This is a genomic window from Cellulomonas hominis, assembly GCF_901521055.1.
Taxonomy (GTDB): Bacteria; Actinomycetota; Actinomycetes; order Actinomycetales; family Cellulomonadaceae; genus Cellulomonas; species Cellulomonas endometrii.
Map to the genome: position 1 here is coordinate 36073 of NZ_CABEGA010000001.1, position 20884 is coordinate 56956.

Here is a 20884-nt window from a genome sequence, read left to right on the forward strand (position 1 = left end):
CTACTTCTTGGCGGCCGCGGCCTTCTTGCGCGGCGCCGCCTTGCGGGCGGCGGGCTTCTTCTTCGGCGCCGACGCGCGCTTCTCCGCCAGCAGCTCGACGGCCTGCTCCCGGGTGATCGTCTCCGGCGTGACGTCCCGCGGCAGGGTCCGGTTGGTCTCCCCGTCCGTGACGTACGCGCCGAACCGGCCGTCCTTGACCACGATCGGCTTCCCGGACGTCGGGTCCTCGCCGAGCTCGCGCAGCGGCGGCGTCGCGGTGGCCCCGCGGCCCCGCTTCGGCTGGGCGTAGATCGCCAGCGCCTCCTCGAGCGTGACGGTGAACATCGCCTCCTCGGACGGCAGGGTCCGGGAGTCGGTGCCGCGCTTGAGGTAGGGCCCGTACCGGCCGTTCTGCGCCGTGATCTCGACGCCGGTCTCCGGGTCGGTGCCGACCACCCGCGGCAGGCTCAGCAGCTGCAGCGCGTCGTCGAGCGTGATCGTCTGCAGGGACTGGGTCTTCAGCAGCGAGCCGGTGCGCGGCTTCGGGGCGGCGGCCAGCGCCCGCTTCTTGGCCGCGGCCGACAGGCCCGGGTCGAGCTCCGGCTCCGGCAGCAGCTCGGTGACGTACGGCCCGTAGCGCCCGTTCTTCGCGACGATCGTCGTCCCCGTCGACGGGTCCGTGCCGAGCACCAGGTCGCCCTCGGGCTGGGTCTCCAGCAGCTCCCGGGCCTTCTCGACCGTCAGCTCGTCCGGGGCCAGGTCGTCCGGGACCGAGGCGCGGCGCGGGTTGCCGTCCTCGCCCGGCTCGCCCCCGGTCTCCTCGATGTACGGGCCGTACCGGCCGACGCGCAGGGTGATGCCGTCGCCGATGTCGATCGAGTTCACCTCGCGGGCGTCGATCTCCCCGAGGTTCGCGACCAGCTCGCGCAGGCCGTCGCCGTCCGGACCCTCGACCGCCTCCGAGCCGAAGTAGAACCGGGTCAGCCACTCGACGCGGTCCTTCTGCCCCGCGGCGATGGCGTCGAGGTCCTCCTCCATCGCGGCCGTGAAGTCGTAGTCGACGAGCTTGTCGAAGTTCTCCTCCAGCAGGCGCGTGACGGCGAACGCCAGCCACGTCGGGACGAGCGCCTGACCCCGGCTGATGACGTAGCCGCGGTCCTGGATGACGGAGATCGTGGCGGCGTAGGTGGACGGGCGGCCGATGCCGCGCTCCTCCAGCGCCTTGACCAGACTCGCCTCGGTGAACCGCGGCGGCGGGGAGGTCCGGTGCCCGTCGGCGGTCAGGTCGGACGCGGACACCGCGTCGCCCTCGGCCATCTGCGGCAGCCGCGCGTCCTTGGCCGCGTCGCCCGCCGCAGCCTCGGCGTCGCCCGAGTAGCGGTCGACGTCGCGGCCCTCCTCGTACGCCGCGAGGAACCCGCGGAACGTGATGACCGTGCCGCTGGCGGCGAACACCGCCGGGGTCGGGGCGCCGGCCGCCGGGCCGTCCGCCGCGGTGCTGCCCTCGGGCAGGGCCGGGGCCGGCACCGTCGCGGCGATCCGCACCGAGGCGGTGGAGCCGCGGGCGTCGGCCATCTGCGAGGCGACGGTGCGCTTCCAGATCAGCTCGTACAGCCGGAACTGGTCGCCGGACAGCTCGCGGGCCACCTGCGCCGGCGTGCGGAAGTTGTCGCCCGCGGGGCGGATGGCCTCGTGGGCCTCCTGCGCGCCCTTGCTCTTCGACGCGTAGACGCGCGGCTTGTCGGGCACGTGGTCCGACCCGTACAGCTCGGCGGCCTGGCGGCGGGCGGCGTCGATCGCCTGCGTGCTCAGCACGGGCGAGTCGGTCCGCATGTAGGTGATGTAGCCGTTCTCGTACAGCGTCTGCGCGGTGCGCATGGTCTGCCGGGACGCCATCCGCAGCTTGCGGCTGGCCTCCTGCTGCAGCGTCGACGTGGTGAACGGGGCCGCCGGGCGGCGCGTGTACGGCTTGGTCTCCAGGGAGCGCACCGCGAAGTCCGCCCCGTCGAGCGCGGACACCCAGGCGTGCGCCGCGCCCTCGTCCAGGTGCACCGGGCGGCTCGACGCGCTGCCCTTGAGCACGCCGTCGTCGCCGAAGTCGCGGCCGGACGCCACGCGGCGCTCGCCGAGCTGCATCAGCCGCGCGTCGAACGTCGGCTCCGCGGAGTCCTCGACGGCGAACGTCGCGGTCAGGTCCCAGTAGTCGGCGGCGCGGAACGCCATCCGCTCGCGCTCGCGCTCCACCACCAGGCGGGTCGCCACCGACTGCACGCGGCCGGCGGACAGGCCCTGGCGGACCTTGCGCCACAGCACCGGGCTGACCTCGTAGCCGTACAGCCGGTCGAGGATGCGCCGGGTCTCCTGGGCGTCCACCAGCCGGTCGTCGAGCTCGCGGGTGTTCTCCAGCGCGCGGGTGATCGCCTCGCGGGTGATCTCGTGGAATACCATCCTCTTGACCGGCACCTTGGGCTTGAGCTCCTGCAGCAGGTGCCAGGCGATGGCCTCGCCCTCGCGGTCCTCATCGGTGGCGAGGTACAGCTCGTCGGACTCCTTGAGCAGCCGCTTGAGCTCCGCGACCTTCTTCTTCTTGTCCGAGTCGACGACGTAGTACGGCTCGAAGCCGTTGTCCACGTCCACCGCGAACTTCCCGAACGGGCCCTTCTTCATGTCCGCGGGGAGCTCGCTGGGCTGCGGCAGGTCACGGATGTGCCCGACGCTCGCCTCGACCTCGTAGTCGTCGCCGAGGTACCCGGCGATCGTGCGCGCCTTCGCCGGCGACTCCACGATGACCAGCTTGCGACCTGACGACATGCGCTCCTGCTTCCTCGAACTGCGGCGGACCCGCGTGCGCGTGCCCGGTTGACCCGCCTGTGCGGGGTGACTCTACGACGTCGGTCCCACGCCGGCCGACCCCGATGTCGCGGACCGTCGCAGGACCAGCAGCGCGCCGGACGTCGCGGCGGCGACCGCCACGATGCCGAGCGCACCGCCACCGTACGACGTGAGGAGCGCCGCCGTGCTGCCGACGGGGTCGTCGGACAGCCACGTGCGCCGCAGCGCGACCGCCGCCGCGCCACCCCCCACCACGGCCACGCCGGCGAGCAGCAGCACCGCGACGCGGGTGCCCGTCGCACCGCCCCGGCTGACGACCCGCAGCGCCGCTGTCGGCGGGTGCCGGTCGGCGGACGTGTCGACACCCAGGGCCAGGACCGCGCACGCGAGCGCGCCCCAGAGCAGGACCACGAGCAGGCCGGCCACCACGTCGGACGGGCGGTGCCACTGGCCGACGAGGGTGCTCACGCCGGTCGCACCCGCGTACGCGCCGCCCAGCACCGCGGCCCACGGCCGGGCCCGCGGCGGCACGACGAGCAGGACCGCCGCGGCGACGGAGGCCGCCGCGGTGGTGTGCCCGCTGGGCAGCGTGTTGAACTCCGGGCCGTGGCCGAGCTGCGGCCGGTCCAGCACCCCCTGCTTGAGCAGCTGCGTCGTGACGTTCGAGCCGGCCAGGACCGCAGCCGCCACCAGGGCGAGGCCCCACCGTCGCCGCACGAACGCGATGACCGCGCAGGCCACGACGGCGGCGGCGATGAACCCGACCGACACCACGTCCAGCACCGGCTCCGCGAGCTCCCACAGACGGTTCTGGCCGATGTGCGCGCCGTCGAGCGACGACTGGTCGACCGCCTGGCCGTGCTCCGTCCCGACGAACACCCGCCACACGACACCGATGCCGACGGCCGCGACGAGGGCGACCAGCAGGGCGCCCGTCACCTTGCGGGCCGTCGCGGCGGACGTCCGCCACGGGCGCCGCACGCCGCCGTCGGCGCCGGTCCCGGTCCCGGGCACGGCACCCTCGCTCGGGTCGGAGCCGCGCCAGGAGGTCGGCGGGGCGGACGCGGGGCGGGGCATGGGGTCCACGGTAGGCGAGCCGGTCGCCGTGCGAAGCGGGGCACGGGCCGCCCACACCATTCCTCCACCGACGTGCCCGGGGTCGCCCCCGGGCGGGCTCACGGGCGGGTCACCGGAGGGAGGGCGCCGGCGCGCCGACGCCGAGCGCCGGGTCGGGCTCGCCGTCGAGGACCACCGCGTGCGGCCCCGCCCCCGCGAGGTGCGCCCGGCTCTCGTCGTCGGCGTGCACGCACAGCAGGCAGCCGCCCCGCTGCTCGAGCAGCAGCGCGGCGTCGTCCACGACCTCGGCGGCGCGCCTGCTGCGGAGCCGCGCGGAGGCCAGGTCCAGCACGACGATCGACGCGCACGCCGACACCGCGTCGAGCGGCGCGCGCAGCCGGTCGGCGTCCGCGCGGCCGAACGAGCCCGCGGGCCGCAGCGTCACGGTAATCCAGGGGGCGGGTGCGTCCAGGACGGTCATGGCTGACTCCCTCCGTCGCGCCCCGGTGCGGGGCGACGTGACCAGCCAAGCCGGGCACCCTGGGGACCGGCTGAACGTCCTCCTCCGACCGCCTGTGGGTGCCGGTCGTCGCGCGGCTGCACACCGCGGGTGCGTGTCCACGCGCGGCGTGGCGAAGCCCAGCCGTTGTCGTGCAGGCGTCCTGTCCACCGACCAACGTCCCGCGACCGTTCTGACGGGGCGCCTAGGTTGGCTCGCGGAGCTCAGCCGCCCCCAGGCTCTTTCTCTCGAGAACGGGGCACGTCATGAGCGCCGCACTGACCCTCTCCACGCTGGAGTCCTCCGAGTCCGCCGTCGACCTGGCTGATCAGGACGACCTCTGGTACTTCATCAACAGCGGCAACGGGAAGTGGATCGCCGGAGCCTGAGGCGAGCGAGCTGGCCGGGAGCGATCCTCTCGGCCAGCTTCGACCTCTTCGGCAATCACATGCCCTCTATCGCCATCGCGATCGACTCCCGGTGCAACGCCCGCTGCGCCCACTGCTGCTTCACGTGCGGCCCCAAGTCCACCGAGGGGCTCTCGGACGAGAAGGTCCGTGATCTCGTGGCAGAAGCCGTAGCGAATGACGACGTCGACGAGCTCGGCATCAGCGGCGGCGAGGCCCTGCTCCGACGTGCTCTCGTCTTCGAGGTCATCGAGCAGGTCCATGCCGCCGGCAAGCGCGTCACGCTCGTGACGAACGGATTCTGGGGACAGACGCTGCCGAAGGCGAGCCGAGAGCTTCGGGCGCTCAAGGACGCCGGTCTGTCGTCCATGACGGTCAGCTACGACGACTTCCATGCGGAGTACATCCCGGTGAAGCGGATCCGGAACATCTTCGAGGCCAACAAGCGGGTGGAGCTGCCGACCATGCTCAACGTCGCGGTGACCCGCTCCTCGACGGGCGACGCGCTGCTCGCGGAGCTAGGTGAGTCCGTCCTGCGCACCCGGGTCACGAAGTTCCCAGTCCTGCCCGTCGGCGCCGCCCGAGCACTTCCGCCCGACTCGATCATCCGCGAGTTCCGAGCGTCCGATGACCTACGGTGCCCGGGTTTCGAACCCGTCTTCCACTTCGACGGCAAGGTCTATCCGTGCTGCTCTCCGGCAGTCTTCGAGACGGCGCTGCAGCTCGGGGACGTGGCTGACCTGAGCATCGCCGAGGCGCAGAACAAGGTCCGCCACAATCTCTTGCTCGGAGTCATCCGGCGTTTCGGCTTCACACCGCTACTTCGCGCGTGCCGCGCAGCGGGTATCCCTGCCCCCGGCGATGACGAGCCTCTCGTCGACCCCTGCGACCTCTGCCGGCGACTCTTCCGGGATGAAGCCGCCGTCCGTGCGATCGCTCCTCTCGTGGCGGAGGTGTTCCGAACGGAGTCAGCTGCTGAAGCCACGGAGGGCGCTGACGGCCATCTGGTGAGGAGATGAGCGCGGGAGTCGCCCATCGCTACGTGGACGACGATGTCGAGCTGTTCCGCGACGGTCCCCGAACCGTCGTGAAAGAACGGGCCACGCGCCGGTTCTTCGAGGTCGACTCATCCGCCCTCCCCGATCTTGAGTGGCAGCCGACGTCGGCACTGCTGGGGACCCCGCTTTTCCGGGTCTACCTCGTGCTTCTCGTGCTGGGCTTAGTGGGGAGCGTCCCGTTAGCAGGCACCATCGCGGCGCAGCTTTCCACGAGCGATCTGCGCGCGCCCTACTGGTGGCTGATCGCCACCTACATCGCCGTCCAGACCCTCCTGCATGAGGGCGGACACCTCCTTGCGCTCAGGATGATGGGCCGCCGGCCGGACAGGGTGGGGTTCAAGCTCAACTTCGTCGTGTTCCCCGCGTTCTACGTCCGAATGAACGACGTCCACCTCCTCGTCCGGCGTGACAAGGTCGTGGTCCATACCGCGGGCCTGATGGTCAACGGGCTCGTCAACCTCGTGGCCATCACGACATGGAGCTTCACCCGGGTTCCCGCGCTCGGGTTCGCCGTCCTGCTCTTCACTCCGGGACTCGTGGCGAACTCGCTGCCCCTGCTGCGTTCGGACGGCCACAAGACGTTGCTCGCAGCGCTCGGCGTCAACGAAAGACGCCGCATGCGGGACAACCCGCCACTACTCATCGGCCTGCATGCCGCCAGCTGGGCCATGGCGGCATGGACGTCGGCCGCCGTGGTGGTCCGCCTTGTCTCGTGATTGTCGATCGAACGGAGCCACCGCAAACATGACTCAACATCCCGCTGCCCCGGGCCTCGTCGTCGAGGGCCTCGAGGTTCGACTGGGCAGGCGTCGCGTCCTCGACGGCGTCCAGCTGACGCTTCCCCTCGCCGGACAGGTCGTCGGGCTCTTCGGCCCGAACGGCGCAGGCAAGACGACGCTCATGAAGTGCGTCGTCGGGCTGCTCCAGCGCTACCGGGGCCACATTTCGGTCGCCGGGGGCGGCGCCTCGTACATGCCGGACTCGCCCTACCTCTACCCGTTCCTCCGGGTGTCCGAGTGCGAGGCGCTGTTCCGCTCGCGTTACGCCGACTTCTCCGCCGAACGCGCCGAGGAGCTGTTCACCGCGCTCGGCCTGGACCGTTCCCGCCGGATGGGCGAGCTCTCGAAGGGGATGTCCGAGCAGGTCCACGTCGCTCTGACGTTTGCGCGTCAGGTGCCCCTGTACGTGCTCGACGAGCCGCTCGCCGCTGTGGATCCGTACACACGCGAGCTGCTGCTCGACGTGATCCAGCGGTTGCGACCAGCACGCTCGACGACGTTGATCAGCACGCACATCATCCAGGAGGTCGCTGACGTCTTCGACGAAGTCATCATGCTCTCGGACGGACGGGTCGTCCGCCACGACCTCGTCGCCCAGCTCCCGGAGGGCGCCGCCCTCGAGGAGCTCTACAAGAAGGAGATGGCGGCGCGATGGGTGACGACCTGAAGGTCCAGCTGCGCAAGTACCGAGCGCTGCACGCGGGACTCGCGGCCGTCCTCCTCGTGAGTGGCGCAGCCATCGCCCTGGCACAGCACCAAGAGAGCGTGGTCATCGCCGCGTCGCTGCTCACGCTCGTCGTCTGGTGCTTCGCCATCGTGTTCACGGTGTACGAGATCTTCCGTGTCGTGCACGTGGCGGACGACTACCTGCTCCTCTCCGTTCCGCAGGGGGCTCGCGCCGCGCTTCGACTTCGCGCCGGTGTCCTCCTCCTCTATCTGATCGCGCTCGGGGCCGTTGAGCTCGTCGGATGGTGGGCATCCGCATCCGCTGCGGACGAGGCGCCCGGAATCGCACTCGTCATCGCGTGGGCCCTCGCCCGGGTGGTGTCGTTCTTGTCCTTCATCGCCGTGGTCGCCGTGGTCGTGCTCGGAGCGAAGGTGCTACGGCACCGCACCGCGGCACTCGTCACGGTCGTCGTCTGCCTGGCCGTCGTGGTCGTCGGCGTCGGCGCTACCCAGCTCGCGCTCGTACGGCTGGGCCGTCCCGGCTATGTCTGGGGCCTGGGTATCGACACCGAGTTCCATGGCCTCAGCCAGTACGCCACTGTGCTGCCCCTTGCGATGAGACCCGCAGGTGCTGCGACCTCAGCCGACACGTTTCTCCCGATGACAACCGGAGTGAACCTCGCGGTCGTGCTGGTTGCCGCGGCAGCATGGTGGTCCTTGCGCCGGATGCGCCTCAACCTGCCGTAGCGGTGCCAGACCTTCACGCGGCACCCCCCGCGGGTGCACGCTGGTCCCACCGGACGACGACGAGGGGGCCGTCATGCTCGACCTCAGCCAGGGCTTCAGCGGGTACTCGGTGGCCGACGTGCCGGCCGCCCGCGCGTTCTACGCCGACGTGCTCGGCCTGGACGCGCAGGAGCGGGACGGGATGCTGTGGCTGCACCTGTCCGGCGGCCGCGACGTCCTGCTCTACCCGAAGGGCGACGCCCACACGCCCGCCACCTACACGGTGCTCAACTTCCCCGTCGCCGACGTCCCGGCGGCCGTGGCGGAGCTGCGCGGGCGCGGGGTGCGGTTCGAGCGGTACGAGGGCACCCCGCTGCAGACGGACGAGGACGGGGTGTTCCGCGGCGGCGGGCCGCTCATCGCGTGGTTCACCGACCCGTCGGGGAACGTGCTGTCGGTGATCGAGGACGACGAGCCCTGACCCCGGCGCCGGACCCGCGCGGCGCACAGGGAACCCACAGGGTCGCGTCAGCATCGGCTCAGGTCGCGGCGCGATGCTCGGCCCATGACCGCCTCGACGCTCCAGCGCGACTCCCTCACCCGAGCGGACGGCCAGCCCGTCCGCGCCCTCGTCGTGGACGACGAGGCCACCCTCGCCGAGCTGCTCTCCACCGCCCTGCGGTACGAGGGCTGGCAGGTCGAGCACGCCCTGACGGGCCAGGCCGCGATCAAGCAGGCGCGGAGCCTCGACCCCGACGTCATCCTGCTGGACGTGATGCTGCCCGACCTGTCCGGGCTGGACGTCCTGCGCCGGATCCGGGCCACCCACCCGAACGTCCCCGTGCTGTTCCTCACCGCCAAGGACGCCGTGGAGGACCGGATCGCCGGCCTCACCGCGGGCGGCGACGACTACGTGACCAAGCCGTTCAGCCTGGAGGAGGTCGTCGCCCGGCTGCGCGCGCTCCTGCGCCGCGCGGGCGCCGTCTCCGAGCGCGAGGAGGCCGTCCTGGTGGTCGGGGACCTGCGCATGGACGAGGACTCCCACGAGGTCTCCCGCGGCGGCGACGACATCCGCCTGACCGCCACGGAGTTCGAGCTGCTGCGGTACTTCATGCGCAACCCGAAGCGGGTGCTGTCCAAGGCGCAGATCCTCGACCGCGTCTGGCAGTACGACTTCGGCGGGCAGGCGAACATCGTCGAGCTGTACGTGTCGTACCTGCGCCGCAAGATCGACAAGGGCCGTGAGCCGATGCTGCACACCCTGCGCGGCGTCGGGTACGTGCTCAAGCCCGCCGCGTGAGCCGCCGGGGTCGCCGCTGGACGCTGCGGCGCCGGCTGGTCGCCGTCGTCGTGGTCCTGCTCGCCACGGTGGCCGCGGTCATGGGGCTGGTGTCCACGCTCGCGCTCCGGACCTCGCTGCTCGACCAGATCGACGACCGGCTCGACTCGGCCAGCCGGCGCGCGGTCGCCGCGCCGGACCGGCTGGACCGCGGGGAGGAGCCCCGCCCGGAGCCCTCGGACGCGCTCGACGGCTCCGCGCAGGGCGAGGGCGACGCCGGCGACCAGGTCCCGCCCGCGTTCGGCCTGCCCGGCCAGGACGTCGGCACGGTCAGCGTTTTCGAGCGGTCCGACGGCAGCGCCCTGCAGTCCGGGTACCTCGACGACTCCGGCGAGGTGCAGCAGCTCACGGACGACCAGCTCGCCACGCTGCTGGGCCTGACACCTGACGGCACCCCGGACACGGTCGACCTGCCGGGCCTGGGCACCTACCGCGTGATCTCCGTGGTGTCCGACGACGGCGACACGTCGGTGACCGCGATCCCGGTGGCGGGCGTGACCGCCACCGTGGAGGACTTCCTCGTGGTCGAGGTCGTCGTCGCGGTGCTCGGCCTGCTCGCGGCGGCCGTGCTCGCCACTCTCCTGGTGCGCCGGGAGCTGCGGCCGCTCGACCGGGTCGCCGCCACCGCGAGCCGCGTGTCGGAGATGCCGCTGTCCCGCGGCGAGGTCGACATCCGCGAGCGCGTGCCCGCGCAGGACACCGACCCGGCCACGGAGGTCGGCCAGGTGGGCGCCGCGCTCAACCGGATGCTCGGCCACGTGGAGTCGGCGCTGACCTCCCGCCACGAGTCCGAGACCCAGGTGCGCCGGTTCGTCGCGGACGCGAGCCACGAGCTCCGGACCCCGCTCGCGTCGATCCGTGGGTACGCGGAGCTCGTGCAGCGCCTGCCCGGGGAGCTGCCGCCGGACGCGCTCCGGGCGATGGACCGCGTGGGGTCCGAGGCGCGCCGGATGACGACGCTGGTCGAGGACATGCTGCTGCTCGCCCGCCTCGACGCCGGCCGGGACCTGGACGTCGCGGAGGTCGACCTCGCCGCGCTGGCGGTCGACGCCGTCTCCGACGCGCACGCCGCGGGGCCGGACCACGCGTGGCGCCTGGACCTCGACGCCCCGGAGGACGACCTGGACCTCGAGCCCCCGCTCGTGCTCGGCGACGAGCACCGGCTGCGGCAGGTCCTGGTCAACCTGCTGTCGAACGCCCGCGTGCACACCCCGGCCGGGACGACCGTCGTGGTCGGGGTCGCGCAGGACGGCGACCAGGTCGTGCTCCGCGTGCGGGACGACGGGCCCGGCATCCCCGAGCCGCTGCTGTCGCGGCTGTTCGAGCGGTTCGCCCGCGGGGACGCGTCCCGCAACCGCGCCGCGGGGTCGACCGGGCTCGGCCTGGCGATCGTGCACGCCGTGGTGACCGCCCACGGCGGGACGATCGACGTGGACGGGACACCCGGCGGGACGACGTTCACCGTCCGGTTGCCCCGTCCCGCGACGTCAGGCTGAGACCGCCGCCAGCGCGTTCAGCTCGTCGACGGTCAGGTCGAGGCGCGCGCCCGCCAGCAGGTCGGGCAGCTGGTCCAGGGAGCGTGCGCTGGCGATCGGCGCGACCACCCCCGGCTGCACGCGCAGCCAGGCGAGCGACACCGCCGTCACGGAGGTCCCGTGCGCGGCCGCGACCTCGTCGAGCACCGCGAGGACCCGGCGGCCGCGGTCGTCGAGGTACCGCGCCGCGCCCCCGGCCCGCGGGCTGTCGACCGCCGGCGCGCCGTCCCGGTACTTGCCGGTCAGGAAGCCGCTGGCCAGCGACGAGTACGGCAGCACGCCGAGGCCCTCGCGGACGGCGAGCTCCTGCAGCGGGCCCTCGTACTCGTCGCGGTGCACCAGGTTGTAGTGCGGCTGCAGCGCCACGAACCGCGCGACCCCGAGGTCGTCCGCGATCCGCAGCGCCTCCGCGAGCCGCTCCGTGCTGAAGTTCGACGCCGCGACGTACCGCGCCTTGCCCTCCGCGACGACCTCGCCGAGCGCGGCGACGGTCTCCTCCAGCGGGGTCTCCGGGTCGTCCGCGTGGGCGTAGTACAGGTCGACGTAGTCGGTCTGCAGCCGCTTCAGGGACTGCTCGACCGCCGAGCGGACCGTCGCCCGCGAGGTCCCGAGGTAGCCGTCGAGCTTGCCGACCTTGGTCGCGATCACCACGTCGGAGCGGTTCTGCCGGGAGGCCATCCAGCGCCCGAGGATCTCCTCGGACTCCCCGCCCTCGTGCCCGGGCGCCCACTGCGAGTACACGTCGGCGGTGTCGACGAGGCTGCCGCCCTCCGCGGTGAACGCGTCGAGGACGGCGAACGACGTGTCCTCGTCCGCGGTCCAGCCGAACACGTTGCCACCCAGGTTCAGGGGCAGGACGTCCAGGTCGGTGGTGCCGATGCGTGCCATGGTCCTCCTCGGTCGGACGGTGCCGCGCCTCAGAGCGGGTACGCGGCGTACAGGTTGCGGATGTCGGCGGCCGGGCCCGCGACGCGGAAGACGGTGGTCCCGTTGCTCCACGCCGCGACGCCGGTGCCGTCACCGACGTCCACGACCGTCACGGTGCCGGTCGGCTGCCCGCCCACCAGCACCTCCTCCTGCAGGAGCACGGTCGGGGCGGCAGGCAGCGCCGCGGTGATCCCCGCGAGCACGGCGGCGGCCTCCTCCGGCGTCTCGAACTGGGCGGCCTGGACGGTCACGGTGCCCGACGCGCCGTCGGTGTACGTCTCGGTGTAGGCCTCCAGCGCGTTCTGGCCCAGCAGCGCCGGGTCGTCCGCGCTGCTGGCGAGGGCGTACTGCAGCACGGTCGCCGGGAGGCTGGTCGCGAACGGCGTGGTCGCCGCGCGGGCGACCGGGGCGACGGTGGCGGTCGGGGACGGGAGCACCACGTCGTCGGGCGCCGCGACGGTCGTGCCGCCGTCCCGCAGCAGGAGGAACGCGGTGAGCCCGCCGCCGACGAGGACGACCGCCGCCACGATCGCGGCGATCAGCCGACCGCGACGACGCCCTGGGCGCGCAGCGGGCGCGGGCTCGGCCTCGTCCGCCGCCCCACCCGCCGCAGTGCCGCCCGCCGCAGTGCCGCCCGCCGCAGTGCCTGCTACCGGAGTGCCACCTGCGGCAGCACCCGCGGGCGCGGCCGGCGACGGGACGACCGCGTGCGAGCCCGTCCTGCGCGAGACGGGGCGCGCCGGCTCCGGCTCGGCAGCGGCCACGCGCTGGTCACGGCGGGACGGGGCGCTCGTCGGCTCGGGGTGCAGCGACGGCCAGCGGGGCGTGCTGCCGCCGGTCCCGGCGCCCGGGGCACCCGGTCCGGGCTGCGCCTGTCGGCCGTCGCTGTCACTCATGCACGAACTCCCCTGCCGCCTGCGTGGTCCGGGCGCACCGCGTCACGGTCCGGTCCCGGAGGTTCCGCGGCAGCCTACTGGCCGTTCCGAGGCGGGCCCGGGACCCGCCGCGTCGCGCCGCGCGGATCCGGGGGCACGGCCCGTAGCGCCGGGCGGTGTCCACGGTGTCCACGGTGTCGCGGATGTCCACGGTGTCGCGGTGGGGGGACGGGACATGTCCTCCGCGACCGTGACTGCGGCGTACACCACGGTCACGGTTCCGGAGAAGGTGTGCGGCCACCGCTCGGAGGAACGTCACCGCGCGCACCGAGGTCGCGCCTCCGGCGCCGGCTGCACCGCGAGCGGTATCGGCGCGAGGTCACGCCGCCGGCGCCGCCCGCACCACGAGCGGTGTGGGCGCGAGGTCAGGCGTCCGGCGTGGGCCGCACGCGGACGGTGTCGGCGCGGGTGAGCCGGATGGCCTCGCCGAGGTCGGCCGCCTGGGCCACCCGCATGCCGTCGGGTTCCTGCCCCGACTCCAGCGCCCCGGCGGGGACGACCGCGTGGGTGAACCCGAGCCGCGCGGCCTCGGCCAGCCGCCGCGCTGTGCCGGTGACCGGCCGGATCTCCCCCGCCAGCCCGACCTCGCCGATCGCGACGAGACGCGGCGGCAGCGCGACGTTCTCCCGGCTGCTGACGGTCGCGAGCGCGAGCGCGAGGTCGGCGGCGGGCTCGACGACGCGCGCCCCGCCGACGGTCGACACGTACACGTCCTGGTCCCCGACCTTGAGACCCGCGCGCCGCTGGAGCACCGCGAGCACCATCGCGAGCCGGCTGCCGTCGACGCCGCTCGTGGTGCGCCGCGGGTTCGCGAGCATGCTCGGCGCGACCAGCGCCTGCACCTCGGTCGCCAGCGGGCGCCGGCCCTCCAGGGTGACGGTCACGCAGGTGCCGGGGACGTGGTGCCGCTCGTGCGAGACGAACAGCCCGGACGGGTCCGCGAGCCCGACGATGCCGGACTCGGTGAGGTCGAAGCAGCCGACCTCGTCCGTCGGCCCGTAGCGGTTCTTGGTGGCCCGCAGCAGCCGCAGCCGCGAGTGCCGGTCGCCCTCGAACTGGCACACCACGTCGACCAGGTGCTCCAGCGTGCGCGGGCCCGCGACCGCGCCGTCCTTCGTCACGTGCCCGACCAGCACGACCGGCAGCGCCCGCTCCTTCGCCGCCGCGATGAGGGACGCCGCGACCTCACGGACCTGCGCGACGCCGCCGGGCGACCCCTCGACGGCGGCCGAGGCGACGGTCTGCACGGAGTCGAGCACCAAGAGGTCGGGCTCCGTCTGCGCGAGGTGCCCGAGGATCGTCCCGAGGTCGGTCTCGGCGGTGAGCAGCAGCGTCGCCGCGAGCGCACCGATCCGCTCCGCGCGCAGCCGTACCTGGCCGGCCGACTCCTCGCCCGTCACGTACAGCACGGTCCGCCCACCGGACGCGACGCGGCTCGCGACGTCGAGCAGCAGCGTCGACTTGCCCACGCCGGGCTCCCCCGCGAGCAGCACCACCGCGCCGGGGACGAGCCCGCCGCCGAGCACCCGGTCCAGCTCACCGACACCCGTGGGGCGGGACCGGCTCGCCTCGACGTCGATCTCGGCGATCGGCCGCGCCGACCCCCGCACCGGCACCTGCACGGCCGTGCGTGGCGCCGCCCCGCCCGGACCCGTGTCCTCCGAGACCGAGCCCCACGTCTGGCACTCCCCGCACCGGCCCACCCACTTGGACGTGGTCCAGCCGCACTCGGAGCAGCGGAACGCCGGGCGGGCGGCCCGGGCGGAGGTGGTCGTCGTCACCCGCGTCACGCTAGCCGCCGGCACCCACACACCCGCGCGACGCAGGCACCGGCGGACACGGGCGGACGAGGACGGGCTGAGCCGGGCGCGCACCCGGGCGTGCGGCCGGCGACCGTGACCGCATCGCAACGTTCCGACCCCGCGAGCGGGCCGACCCGTGGGCGCCCCGCCCCGTAGGATCGCGCCGTGCCCACCACCACGCCGCCCGACGACCTGCTGCGGCACACGCTCGCCGCGGTCGCGCCCGGCACCGAGCTGCGCGACGGCCTCGAGCGCATCCTGCGCGGCCGCACCGGCGCGCTCATCGTCCTGGGCCTCGACGCCGTCGTGGAGAGCATCTGCTCCGGCGGGTTCGAGCTCGACGTGGAGTTCTCCGCGACGCGCCTGCGGGAGCTCGCGAAGATGGACGGGGCGATCGTCATGGACCCCGCCATCGGGCGGATCGTGCGCGCGGCCGTCCAGCTGCTGCCCGACCCGAGCATCTCGACGTCCGAGTCCGGCACCCGGCACCGCACCGCCGAGCGCGTCGCCAAGCAGACCGGGCTGCCGGTCATCTCGGTGTCAGCGTCGATGCGGATCATCGCCCTCTACGTCGGCCAGCAGCGGCACGTGCTCGAGAACGCGGACGCGATCATGTCCCGCGCGAACCAGGCCCTCGCGACCCTCGAGCGGTACAAGTCCCGCCTCGACGAGGTCAGCGGCACCCTGTCCGCCCTCGAGATCGAGGACCTCGTGACGGTCCGCGACGTCTGCGTGGTCGTGCAGCGCCAGGAGATGGTGCGGCGCATCTCAGAGGAGATCGCGGGCTACGTGGTCGAGCTCGGCACGGACGGCCGCCTCCTGTCGCTGCAGCTCGACGAGCTCACCGGCGGCATCGGGACCGACAACGAGCTGGTCATCCGGGACTACCTGGACTCGGCGCGCCGGGACGTGGACGCGATCCAGGCCTCCCTCGCCGCGCTGGACTCCACCGAGCTGCTGGACCTGGGGCTCATCGCCCGCGAGCTCGGCCTGCCCTCGGGCGTGGAGATGCTGGACGCGGCGACCGGCCCGCGCGGCTACCGGCTCATGTCGAAGGTCCCGCGGCTGCCCGCCGCGATCGTCGACCGGCTGGTGGGGCACTTCAGCGGCCTGCAGAAGCTGCTCGCGGCGAACATCGACGACCTCATGGCGGTCGACGGGGTCGGCGAGCAGCGCGCGCGTGCCGTGCGCGAGGGGCTGTCGCGGCTCGCGGAGTCGAGCATCCTCGAGCGGTACGTCTGAGCGGTTTGTCTGACCGGGAGCGCCGCCACGACGCCGGCTCAGGTCAGTCCAGGCCGAAGACGACCGGCTCCGTGCTGACGCCCGCGAGCGTGAGCACCGCCTGGTAGGTGCCGGACAGCGCCGACGGCTGGCCCGCGGCGCAGCCCTCGACCGAGCGCACCCGGTCCCACTGCACCTGGCGCTCGTCCGCCTGGCCCGGGCCGAGCAGGAGCTGCAGCGGCTCCCCGGCGGCGCAGTCGGTGCTGGCCCAGATCCGGTCGCTGCCCGAGGTGATGAGCAGCTGGCGCTGCGCGTCGCCCGCGTCGACCAGGCAGGCGGCCTCCCCGGTGTTGGTGAGCCGCACCGTGAACAGCGGCTGCGCGCCCTCGGGGTAGGTCGCGGCGTCGGCGGCGAGCTCGACGGTGAGCGCCGCCGGGTCGCACGCGGGGGTGCCGGTGTCCTCGGCCTCCTCGGGCGCCGGCGTCTGCTCGGTGGGCGCGGGATCCGGGTCGGGCGTGTCGGCGTTCGCGTCGCCGCCACCGGTCAGCGCCCGCAGCCCGAGCACGAGCAGCAGCACCACGGCCGCGAGGAGCACCAGCACCACGCCGCGGCGCACCCAGTAGACCCGCGCCGGGAGGGATCCCGTCGGCCGCACCACGCCCATGTCCCGGCCCCTTCCGCCTCGATCGCCGCGTTCACCGTAGCCCCGAGCCGGTCCCGTTCCGGCGCACCCACGCCGGACACGCGGGCCCGTTCCGGAACCGGATTCGGCGGCGCGACGGGGCCCGGGTGAGGATGGGCCGGTGCCGCCCGACCCGACCGCCACCGCCGTCCGCGAGGCGGTGGTCGCCTGGTTCGGCGAGCACGCCCGTGACCTGCCCTGGCGCGCGCCGGACCGCACCCCGTGGGGCGTCCTCGTCAGCGAGGTGATGCTCCAGCAGACGCCGGTCGTGCGGGTGGAGCCGGCGTGGCGCGCGTGGCTGGACCGCTGGCCGGAGCCCGCGGACCTGGCCGCCGCGAGCCCCGCGGACGTGCTGCGCGCGTGGGACCGGCTGGGCTACCCGCGCCGCGCCCTGCGGCTCCAGGAGTGCGCCCGGGCCGTGGTGGAGCGGCACGGCGGCCGGGTGCCGTCCGACGAGGCGGCGCTGCTCGCCCTGCCCGGCGTCGGCGAGTACACGGCCGCGGCGGTCCGGGCGTTCGCGTTCGGGCTCCGCTCCGTCGTGCTGGACACGAACGTGCGCCGGGTGCTCGCGCGCGTCGCGGACGGTGCGGCGCTGCCGGCCCCGGTGCTGACCGTCGCCGAGCGCCGGCTCGCGCAGGCGTTCGTGCCGGCGGACGACGCCGGCGCGGCCCGCTGGGCGGCGGCCTCCATGGAGCTCGGCGCGGTGGTCTGCACCGCGCGGGGCCCGCGGTGCGACGTCTGCCCGGTGCGGGACCTCTGCGCGTGGCGGCTCGCCGGCGCACCGCCGGACGTGCACGCCCTGCGGCGGCGTACCCAGGCGTGGGCGGGCACCGACCGTCAGGTGCGCGGCCGGATCATGGCGCTGCTGCGCGAGGCGCTCGAGCCCGCGCCCGCCCACGCCGTCGCCGAGGTGTGGCCGGACGCCACGCAGCGCGACCGGTGCCTGGCGTCGCTCCTGGCGGACGGCCTGGTGGAGCGGGTGCCCGAGGCCGACGCGGAGGACGGGCCGCGGTACCGGCTGCCGGCGGGCGCCCCGACGGCCTAGAGGTCGACGATCATCCGGGTGTTGCCGAGCGTGTTCGGCTTCACCCGGGCGAGGTCCAGGAACTCGGCGACACCGTCGTCGTGCGACCGCAGCAGCTCCGCGAACACCTCCGGCGCGACCGCCGGGCCGTCGACCGTCCCCCACCCGTGGGCGGCGAAGAAGTCGACCTCGAACGTGAGGCAGAACAGCCGGCTGAGCCGCAGGTCGCGGGCACGCTGCGTGAGCGCCTCCAGCAGCGCGTGCCCGACGCCGCGCCCACGCCACTCGCGCGCGACGGCGAGCGTGCGGATCTCCGCGAGGTCCTGCCACATGACGTGCAGGGCGCCGCAGCCGATCAGCGTGCCGTCCGCGGCCTCCGCGACCTGGAACTCCTGCACCGCCTCGTAGTAGCCGACCCACTCCTTGGCGAGCAGGATCCGCTCCTGCGCGTACGGCTGCACCAGCTCGCGGATCCCGCGCACGTCGGCGGGCAGTGCAGGGCGGACCCGGTAGGCGGACGGGGACGGCGCGGCGGGGTCGGTCACGCCCCTCAACCTACGTCCTGACCTGCTCGGGGGCCGGGGCGTCCACGACGGGCGGGAGCGCCGGCGCGTCGGCGGCGGCACGCGCCCGGGCCAGCGCTGCGTCGTCGAGGCCCAGCACCCGCAGCGCCGCGTCGGCGACCAGCGGGGCGACGGCCCGCGCCGCGGCGGTCCCGCCCGTGCGACGTGCGGTGATGACGCCCTCGACCAGACCGAACACCAGCGTGGCCTCCCCCGGCGCGGGCCCCGACGTGCCCAGCACCGCCGCCACGAGCTCGTCGTACCGGGACCGCAGCCGGGCGCGGGCCTCCGAGAACTCCGCGAACGGGGCGGTCTCGACCTCCGGCAGCTGCATCAGCCGCCCGATGTTGACCGGGCCGTCCGCGAGCCACCGCGCGTCGCCGTCGCACAGCGCCCACAGCCGCGCCGCCGGGTCGCCGGGTGCCTCGACCAGCCGGTCCGCGAGGGCCAGCGACGGCGCGATCGTCTCCATCAGCAGGGTCCGCAGCAGCACGTCCTTGCCGCGGAAGTGGTGGTAGATCGACGCCTGCCTGACCCCCGCCCGCTCCGCGATCGCGTACGTCGACGTCGCGGTGTACCCGACGCTGCTGAACAGCGCGGCGGCGGCCGCGAGCACGTCGCCGCGGGTGTCGCGCTCCACGGCGGACCGCGGTCGTCCCGGTCGTCCGGTCATGCCGGCGGACGGTAGCAGCCGCTGGTCACGGGCACGTTTCCCCCGGCACCAGCGACGCGCCCTCGGGTGCGCCTGCGCGGCGGCGGCGATTCGCCTTTGGAGCACACGCCTGTCCGCATTGTTCGCATTGTTGCGACAAAAACGGCACATCGCCCAGGAATGGTCGATATCAGACCTGGTGCGATCACTCCAGGCCTGCTAACGTCACCGAAGCCGTCTGGTGATCAACCGTGAGCAGGAATCGAGATCGTCGTGAACGTGCACGCACCCATGTCCGAGTCCACGCCGGAGGTCACCGCGACGAAAATGACCGTCACGCGGGCCGACAAGCGCTCCCGGTGGGCGCTCTCCTCGCTCATGGTCGCGGTTTTCGCCGTGGGGACGGCCGAGTACGTGATCGCCGGGATCCTGCCCACCATGGCCACCGAGCTCGACGTCTCGGTTCCCCGGGCGGGGCAGCTCGTGACCGCCTACGCGCTGTCCGTGGTGGTGGGCGGCCCGATCCTGACCGCTGCGACGGCGAAGCTGAACCGTTTCTCGGTGATGCGCGTCCTGCTCGTGCTCTTCCTCGCCGGCAACGTCGCTGCGGCGGTCGCTCCGGGCTTCGGCGTCCTGGTGGTGGCCCGCGTCGTCTCGGCTCTCACGCACTCGACGCTGTTCGCCATCGCCCTGGTGATGGCGAGCTCGCTCGCTCCCCGCGGGCGCGAGAGCTCGGCCATCGCCAGGGTGGCACTCGGCCTCAACCTGGCGACCGTGCTGGGTGTGCCGATCGGGACGCAGATCGGCCTCGCGGCAGGGTGGCGAGCGACCTTCGTGTTCGTCGCCGCCGCCACGGTCCTGGCACTCGTGCTCGTCTCGGCGACGGTGCGGCTGGAACCGCAGAAGCGCGCAGGCGGCTCCGCGTTCGGGGAGTTCCGGGTGCTCCGGAACACGAACGTGCTGCTCGCCATGTTCATGACCGTGCTCGGCCAGACCGGCCTGTTCACCTTCTACACCTACGTCACCCCGTACCTCACCGACGTCTCCGGCGTCCGGGCGGAGTCCGTGGTCGGGATCCTGCTGCTGTTCGGGTTCGGCGGTGCCGTCGGGAACGTGATCGGCGGACGGCTCGCGGACCGGAACCTCCTGGGCTCGCTCACCGTGCTCCTCGTCCTGGGTGCCGCGGTGCTGCTGTCCCTCGGGGCCTTCGGCTCGGTCCCCTGGCTCGCCGTCGTGCTGGTCTTCCTGCTCGGGGTCACCGGCTTCTCGGTCATCCCGGCGCTCCAGACGCGGATCATCAGCTCGGCCGGAGACTCGCCGACGCTCGCGCTGGCGCTCAACATCTCCGCCTTCCAGATCGCCAACGCTCTGGGGTCGGTGATCGGCGGTGCCACCGTGGGAGGACCCGCCGGCGTCAGCTCCACCCCGTTCGTCGGGGCGCTGCCCACCGCCCTCGCCGTCGTCGTCGCGCTCGTGGTCCTGCGCGGCGCGAGGCGCCGGCGTCCGAGCGGGAAGGTCGAGAGCCACGAGGCTGCCGCGGACGTCCGGGGCGTGGTGCCGTGAGGCTCGCCCGGCGTCCTCAGACCGTGAGCATGGCCTCGATCGCACCCGCGGCGGTGCGGGCGACGAGCGCGACCTGTGCCGCGCTCGCCCCGTCCACGCTCTGCTGGGACATGCCTTGGACGACGGCGGAGAGCAGACGGGAGACCGCTTCGGCGTCCACGCCCGCGGCCGCCAGCTCATCGCCGAACGACTCCCTCAGGTGCGCGGTGATGGCCTCGAGGTTGTCGTTGCGCATCCGCGAGATCCTCGCCGCGAGCTCGGAGGCCTCGGGCGAGAGGCTGGTCGAGCTGGAGATGACGAAGCAGCCCTTCGGCAGGTCGTCCGCCGTGAAGCTCTTCGCGGCCGCATCGAGGAACACGGTGCCGAACTCCCGTACACCGGACGACGACGCGAATGCACGTCCGGCGAAGTTCCCGTAGTGGCTCTGGTAATGCTCGACCGCCGCCAGGAAAAGACCCTGCTTGCTGCCGAAGGCCGCGTACAGGCTGGACACGGAGATATCCATCGCCTGAGCGAGACGGGCCACTCCGACTCCGTCGTAACCGTGCCTCCAGAACAATCGCAGCGCGGCGTCGAGAACGTCGTCCAGGTCGAACTTCCTGCCCTGGCCCGGCTTGGAGCTCATGGCGCGACGGTACT

General features: G+C 73.6%; 21 protein-coding genes. 11 read left to right on the forward strand and 10 right to left on the reverse strand.

Going from position 1 to position 20884, the window contains the following annotated elements:
- The 3 genes from topA to KJP73_RS00155 all read right to left on the reverse strand — a co-directional run bounded on the left by topA (position 1) and on the right by KJP73_RS00155 (position 4348).
- Positions 1-2790 carry a type I DNA topoisomerase gene (topA, locus tag KJP73_RS00145; RefSeq protein WP_213280697.1) on the reverse strand — a complete coding sequence of 930 codons (2790 nt, stop codon included), beginning with the start codon at positions 2788-2790 and terminating at the stop codon, positions 1-3.
- 72 nt (positions 2791-2862) lie between these two features.
- Positions 2863-3888 (reverse strand): phosphatase PAP2 family protein, encoded by a 1026-nt coding sequence (locus tag KJP73_RS00150; RefSeq protein WP_213280698.1) that lies wholly within the window; start codon positions 3886-3888, stop codon positions 2863-2865.
- Between the two features lie 109 nt (positions 3889-3997).
- Positions 3998-4348 (reverse strand): hypothetical protein, encoded by a 351-nt coding sequence (locus KJP73_RS00155; RefSeq protein ID WP_213280699.1) that lies wholly within the window; start codon positions 4346-4348, stop codon positions 3998-4000.
- A 284-nt stretch (positions 4349-4632) separates the two neighbouring features.
- On the opposite strand from KJP73_RS00155, the gene KJP73_RS19460 reads away from it, so the two are divergent.
- The 8 genes from KJP73_RS19460 (at position 4633) to KJP73_RS00190 (ending at position 10837) form a co-directional block, all read left to right on the forward strand.
- Complete coding sequence (locus KJP73_RS19460; RefSeq protein ID WP_283770200.1) at positions 4633-4755, forward strand: hypothetical protein; 123 nt, start codon at positions 4633-4635, stop codon at positions 4753-4755.
- A gap of 59 nt (positions 4756-4814) precedes the next feature.
- Positions 4815-5792, forward strand: coding sequence for a radical SAM protein (locus tag KJP73_RS00160; RefSeq protein WP_213280700.1), 978 nt, complete (start codon positions 4815-4817; stop codon positions 5790-5792).
- A 23-nt stretch (positions 5793-5815) separates the two neighbouring features.
- A complete protein-coding gene (locus KJP73_RS00165) occupies positions 5816-6547 on the forward strand; it encodes a hypothetical protein (RefSeq protein WP_213280701.1) in 732 nt (243 codons plus the stop codon).
- A gap of 28 nt (positions 6548-6575) precedes the next feature.
- Positions 6576-7277 carry an ABC transporter ATP-binding protein gene (locus KJP73_RS00170; RefSeq protein WP_213280702.1) on the forward strand — a complete coding sequence of 234 codons (702 nt, stop codon included), beginning with the start codon at positions 6576-6578 and terminating at the stop codon, positions 7275-7277.
- Positions 7262-8023: a hypothetical protein gene (locus tag KJP73_RS00175; protein WP_213280703.1), complete on the forward strand. Its 762-nt coding sequence runs from the start codon at positions 7262-7264 to the stop codon at positions 8021-8023. Before KJP73_RS00170 ends, KJP73_RS00175 begins: the two co-directional genes overlap by 16 nt.
- A gap of 73 nt (positions 8024-8096) precedes the next feature.
- A complete protein-coding gene (locus tag KJP73_RS00180) occupies positions 8097-8483 on the forward strand; it encodes a VOC family protein (RefSeq protein ID WP_213280704.1) in 387 nt (128 codons plus the stop codon).
- A gap of 84 nt (positions 8484-8567) precedes the next feature.
- The gene (locus KJP73_RS00185) at positions 8568-9302 is read left to right on the forward strand and encodes a response regulator transcription factor (protein ID WP_213280705.1); all 735 of its coding nucleotides are present in this window, start codon (positions 8568-8570) and stop codon (positions 9300-9302) included.
- Positions 9299-10837: a sensor histidine kinase gene (locus KJP73_RS00190; RefSeq protein ID WP_249668950.1), complete on the forward strand. Its 1539-nt coding sequence runs from the start codon at positions 9299-9301 to the stop codon at positions 10835-10837. Before KJP73_RS00185 ends, KJP73_RS00190 begins: the two co-directional genes overlap by 4 nt.
- Here KJP73_RS00190 and KJP73_RS00195 read toward each other — a convergent pair.
- The 3 genes from KJP73_RS00195 to radA all read right to left on the reverse strand — a co-directional run bounded on the left by KJP73_RS00195 (position 10829) and on the right by radA (position 14519).
- Entirely contained in the window at positions 10829-11764 is a 936-nt protein-coding gene (locus KJP73_RS00195; RefSeq protein ID WP_213280706.1) for an aldo/keto reductase, read from the reverse strand. The genes KJP73_RS00190 and KJP73_RS00195 overlap by 9 nt on opposite strands.
- A gap of 29 nt (positions 11765-11793) precedes the next feature.
- Positions 11794-12330, reverse strand: coding sequence for a hypothetical protein (locus KJP73_RS00200; RefSeq protein ID WP_213280707.1), 537 nt, complete (start codon positions 12328-12330; stop codon positions 11794-11796).
- 773 nt (positions 12331-13103) lie between these two features.
- The gene (radA, locus tag KJP73_RS00205; RefSeq protein WP_213280708.1) at positions 13104-14519 is read right to left on the reverse strand and encodes a DNA repair protein RadA; all 1416 of its coding nucleotides are present in this window, start codon (positions 14517-14519) and stop codon (positions 13104-13106) included.
- 186 nt (positions 14520-14705) lie between these two features.
- On the opposite strand from radA, the gene disA reads away from it, so the two are divergent.
- Entirely contained in the window at positions 14706-15782 is a 1077-nt protein-coding gene (gene disA / locus KJP73_RS00210; protein ID WP_213280709.1) for a DNA integrity scanning diadenylate cyclase DisA, read from the forward strand.
- Between the two features lie 43 nt (positions 15783-15825).
- Here the strand turns inward: disA and KJP73_RS00215 are convergent, their stop codons facing one another.
- A complete protein-coding gene (locus KJP73_RS00215) occupies positions 15826-16425 on the reverse strand; it encodes a hypothetical protein (protein WP_213280710.1) in 600 nt (199 codons plus the stop codon).
- A 139-nt stretch (positions 16426-16564) separates the two neighbouring features.
- Here KJP73_RS00215 and KJP73_RS00220 point away from each other — a divergent pair, with 139 nt between their 5' ends.
- Positions 16565-17488, forward strand: coding sequence for an A/G-specific adenine glycosylase (locus KJP73_RS00220; protein ID WP_213280711.1), 924 nt, complete (start codon positions 16565-16567; stop codon positions 17486-17488).
- Here the strand turns inward: KJP73_RS00220 and KJP73_RS00225 are convergent.
- Together KJP73_RS00225 and KJP73_RS00230 are read right to left on the reverse strand one after the other, a co-directional pair.
- Positions 17485-18012, reverse strand: coding sequence for an amino-acid N-acetyltransferase (locus KJP73_RS00225; protein ID WP_213280712.1), 528 nt, complete (start codon positions 18010-18012; stop codon positions 17485-17487). The genes KJP73_RS00220 and KJP73_RS00225 overlap by 4 nt on opposite strands.
- 10 nt (positions 18013-18022) lie before the next feature.
- Positions 18023-18703 (reverse strand): TetR/AcrR family transcriptional regulator, encoded by a 681-nt coding sequence (locus KJP73_RS00230; RefSeq protein WP_213280713.1) that lies wholly within the window; start codon positions 18701-18703, stop codon positions 18023-18025.
- 270 nt (positions 18704-18973) lie between these two features.
- On the opposite strand from KJP73_RS00230, the gene KJP73_RS00235 reads away from it, so the two are divergent.
- Positions 18974-20245 carry an MFS transporter gene (locus KJP73_RS00235; protein ID WP_213280714.1) on the forward strand — a complete coding sequence of 424 codons (1272 nt, stop codon included), beginning with the start codon at positions 18974-18976 and terminating at the stop codon, positions 20243-20245.
- A 16-nt stretch (positions 20246-20261) separates the two neighbouring features.
- Here KJP73_RS00235 and KJP73_RS00240 read toward each other — a convergent pair whose 3' ends face one another.
- The gene (locus KJP73_RS00240; protein ID WP_213280715.1) at positions 20262-20870 is read right to left on the reverse strand and encodes a TetR/AcrR family transcriptional regulator; all 609 of its coding nucleotides are present in this window, start codon (positions 20868-20870) and stop codon (positions 20262-20264) included.
- Between the last annotated feature and the right edge of the window lie 14 nt (positions 20871-20884).

Excerpts from the sequence above, each read along its gene's own strand:
- KJP73_RS00240 (WP_213280715.1), bottom strand. The coding sequence starts at position 20,870 with ATGAGCTCCAAGCCGGGCCAGGGCAGGAAGTTCGACCTGGACGACGTT.
- KJP73_RS00160 (WP_213280700.1), top strand. The coding sequence starts at position 4,815 with ATGCCCTCTATCGCCATCGCGATCGACTCCCGGTGCAACGCCCGCTGC.
- KJP73_RS00170 (WP_213280702.1), top strand. The coding sequence starts at position 6,576 with ATGACTCAACATCCCGCTGCCCCGGGCCTCGTCGTCGAGGGCCTCGAG.
- KJP73_RS19460 (WP_283770200.1), top strand. The coding sequence starts at position 4,633 with ATGAGCGCCGCACTGACCCTCTCCACGCTGGAGTCCTCCGAGTCCGCC.
- KJP73_RS00155 (WP_213280699.1), bottom strand. The coding sequence starts at position 4,348 with ATGACCGTCCTGGACGCACCCGCCCCCTGGATTACCGTGACGCTGCGG.
- KJP73_RS00215 (WP_213280710.1), bottom strand. The coding sequence starts at position 16,425 with ATGGGCGTGGTGCGGCCGACGGGATCCCTCCCGGCGCGGGTCTACTGG.
- KJP73_RS00150 (WP_213280698.1), bottom strand. The coding sequence starts at position 3,888 with ATGCCCCGCCCCGCGTCCGCCCCGCCGACCTCCTGGCGCGGCTCCGAC.
- KJP73_RS00230 (WP_213280713.1), bottom strand. The coding sequence starts at position 18,703 with ATGACCGGACGACCGGGACGACCGCGGTCCGCCGTGGAGCGCGACACC.
- KJP73_RS00195 (WP_213280706.1), bottom strand. The coding sequence starts at position 11,764 with ATGGCACGCATCGGCACCACCGACCTGGACGTCCTGCCCCTGAACCTG.
- topA (WP_213280697.1), bottom strand. The coding sequence starts at position 2,790 with ATGTCGTCAGGTCGCAAGCTGGTCATCGTGGAGTCGCCGGCGAAGGCG.
- KJP73_RS00175 (WP_213280703.1), top strand. The coding sequence starts at position 7,262 with ATGGGTGACGACCTGAAGGTCCAGCTGCGCAAGTACCGAGCGCTGCAC.
- KJP73_RS00235 (WP_213280714.1), top strand. The coding sequence starts at position 18,974 with ATGTCCGAGTCCACGCCGGAGGTCACCGCGACGAAAATGACCGTCACG.
- KJP73_RS00180 (WP_213280704.1), top strand. The coding sequence starts at position 8,097 with ATGCTCGACCTCAGCCAGGGCTTCAGCGGGTACTCGGTGGCCGACGTG.
- KJP73_RS00185 (WP_213280705.1), top strand. The coding sequence starts at position 8,568 with ATGACCGCCTCGACGCTCCAGCGCGACTCCCTCACCCGAGCGGACGGC.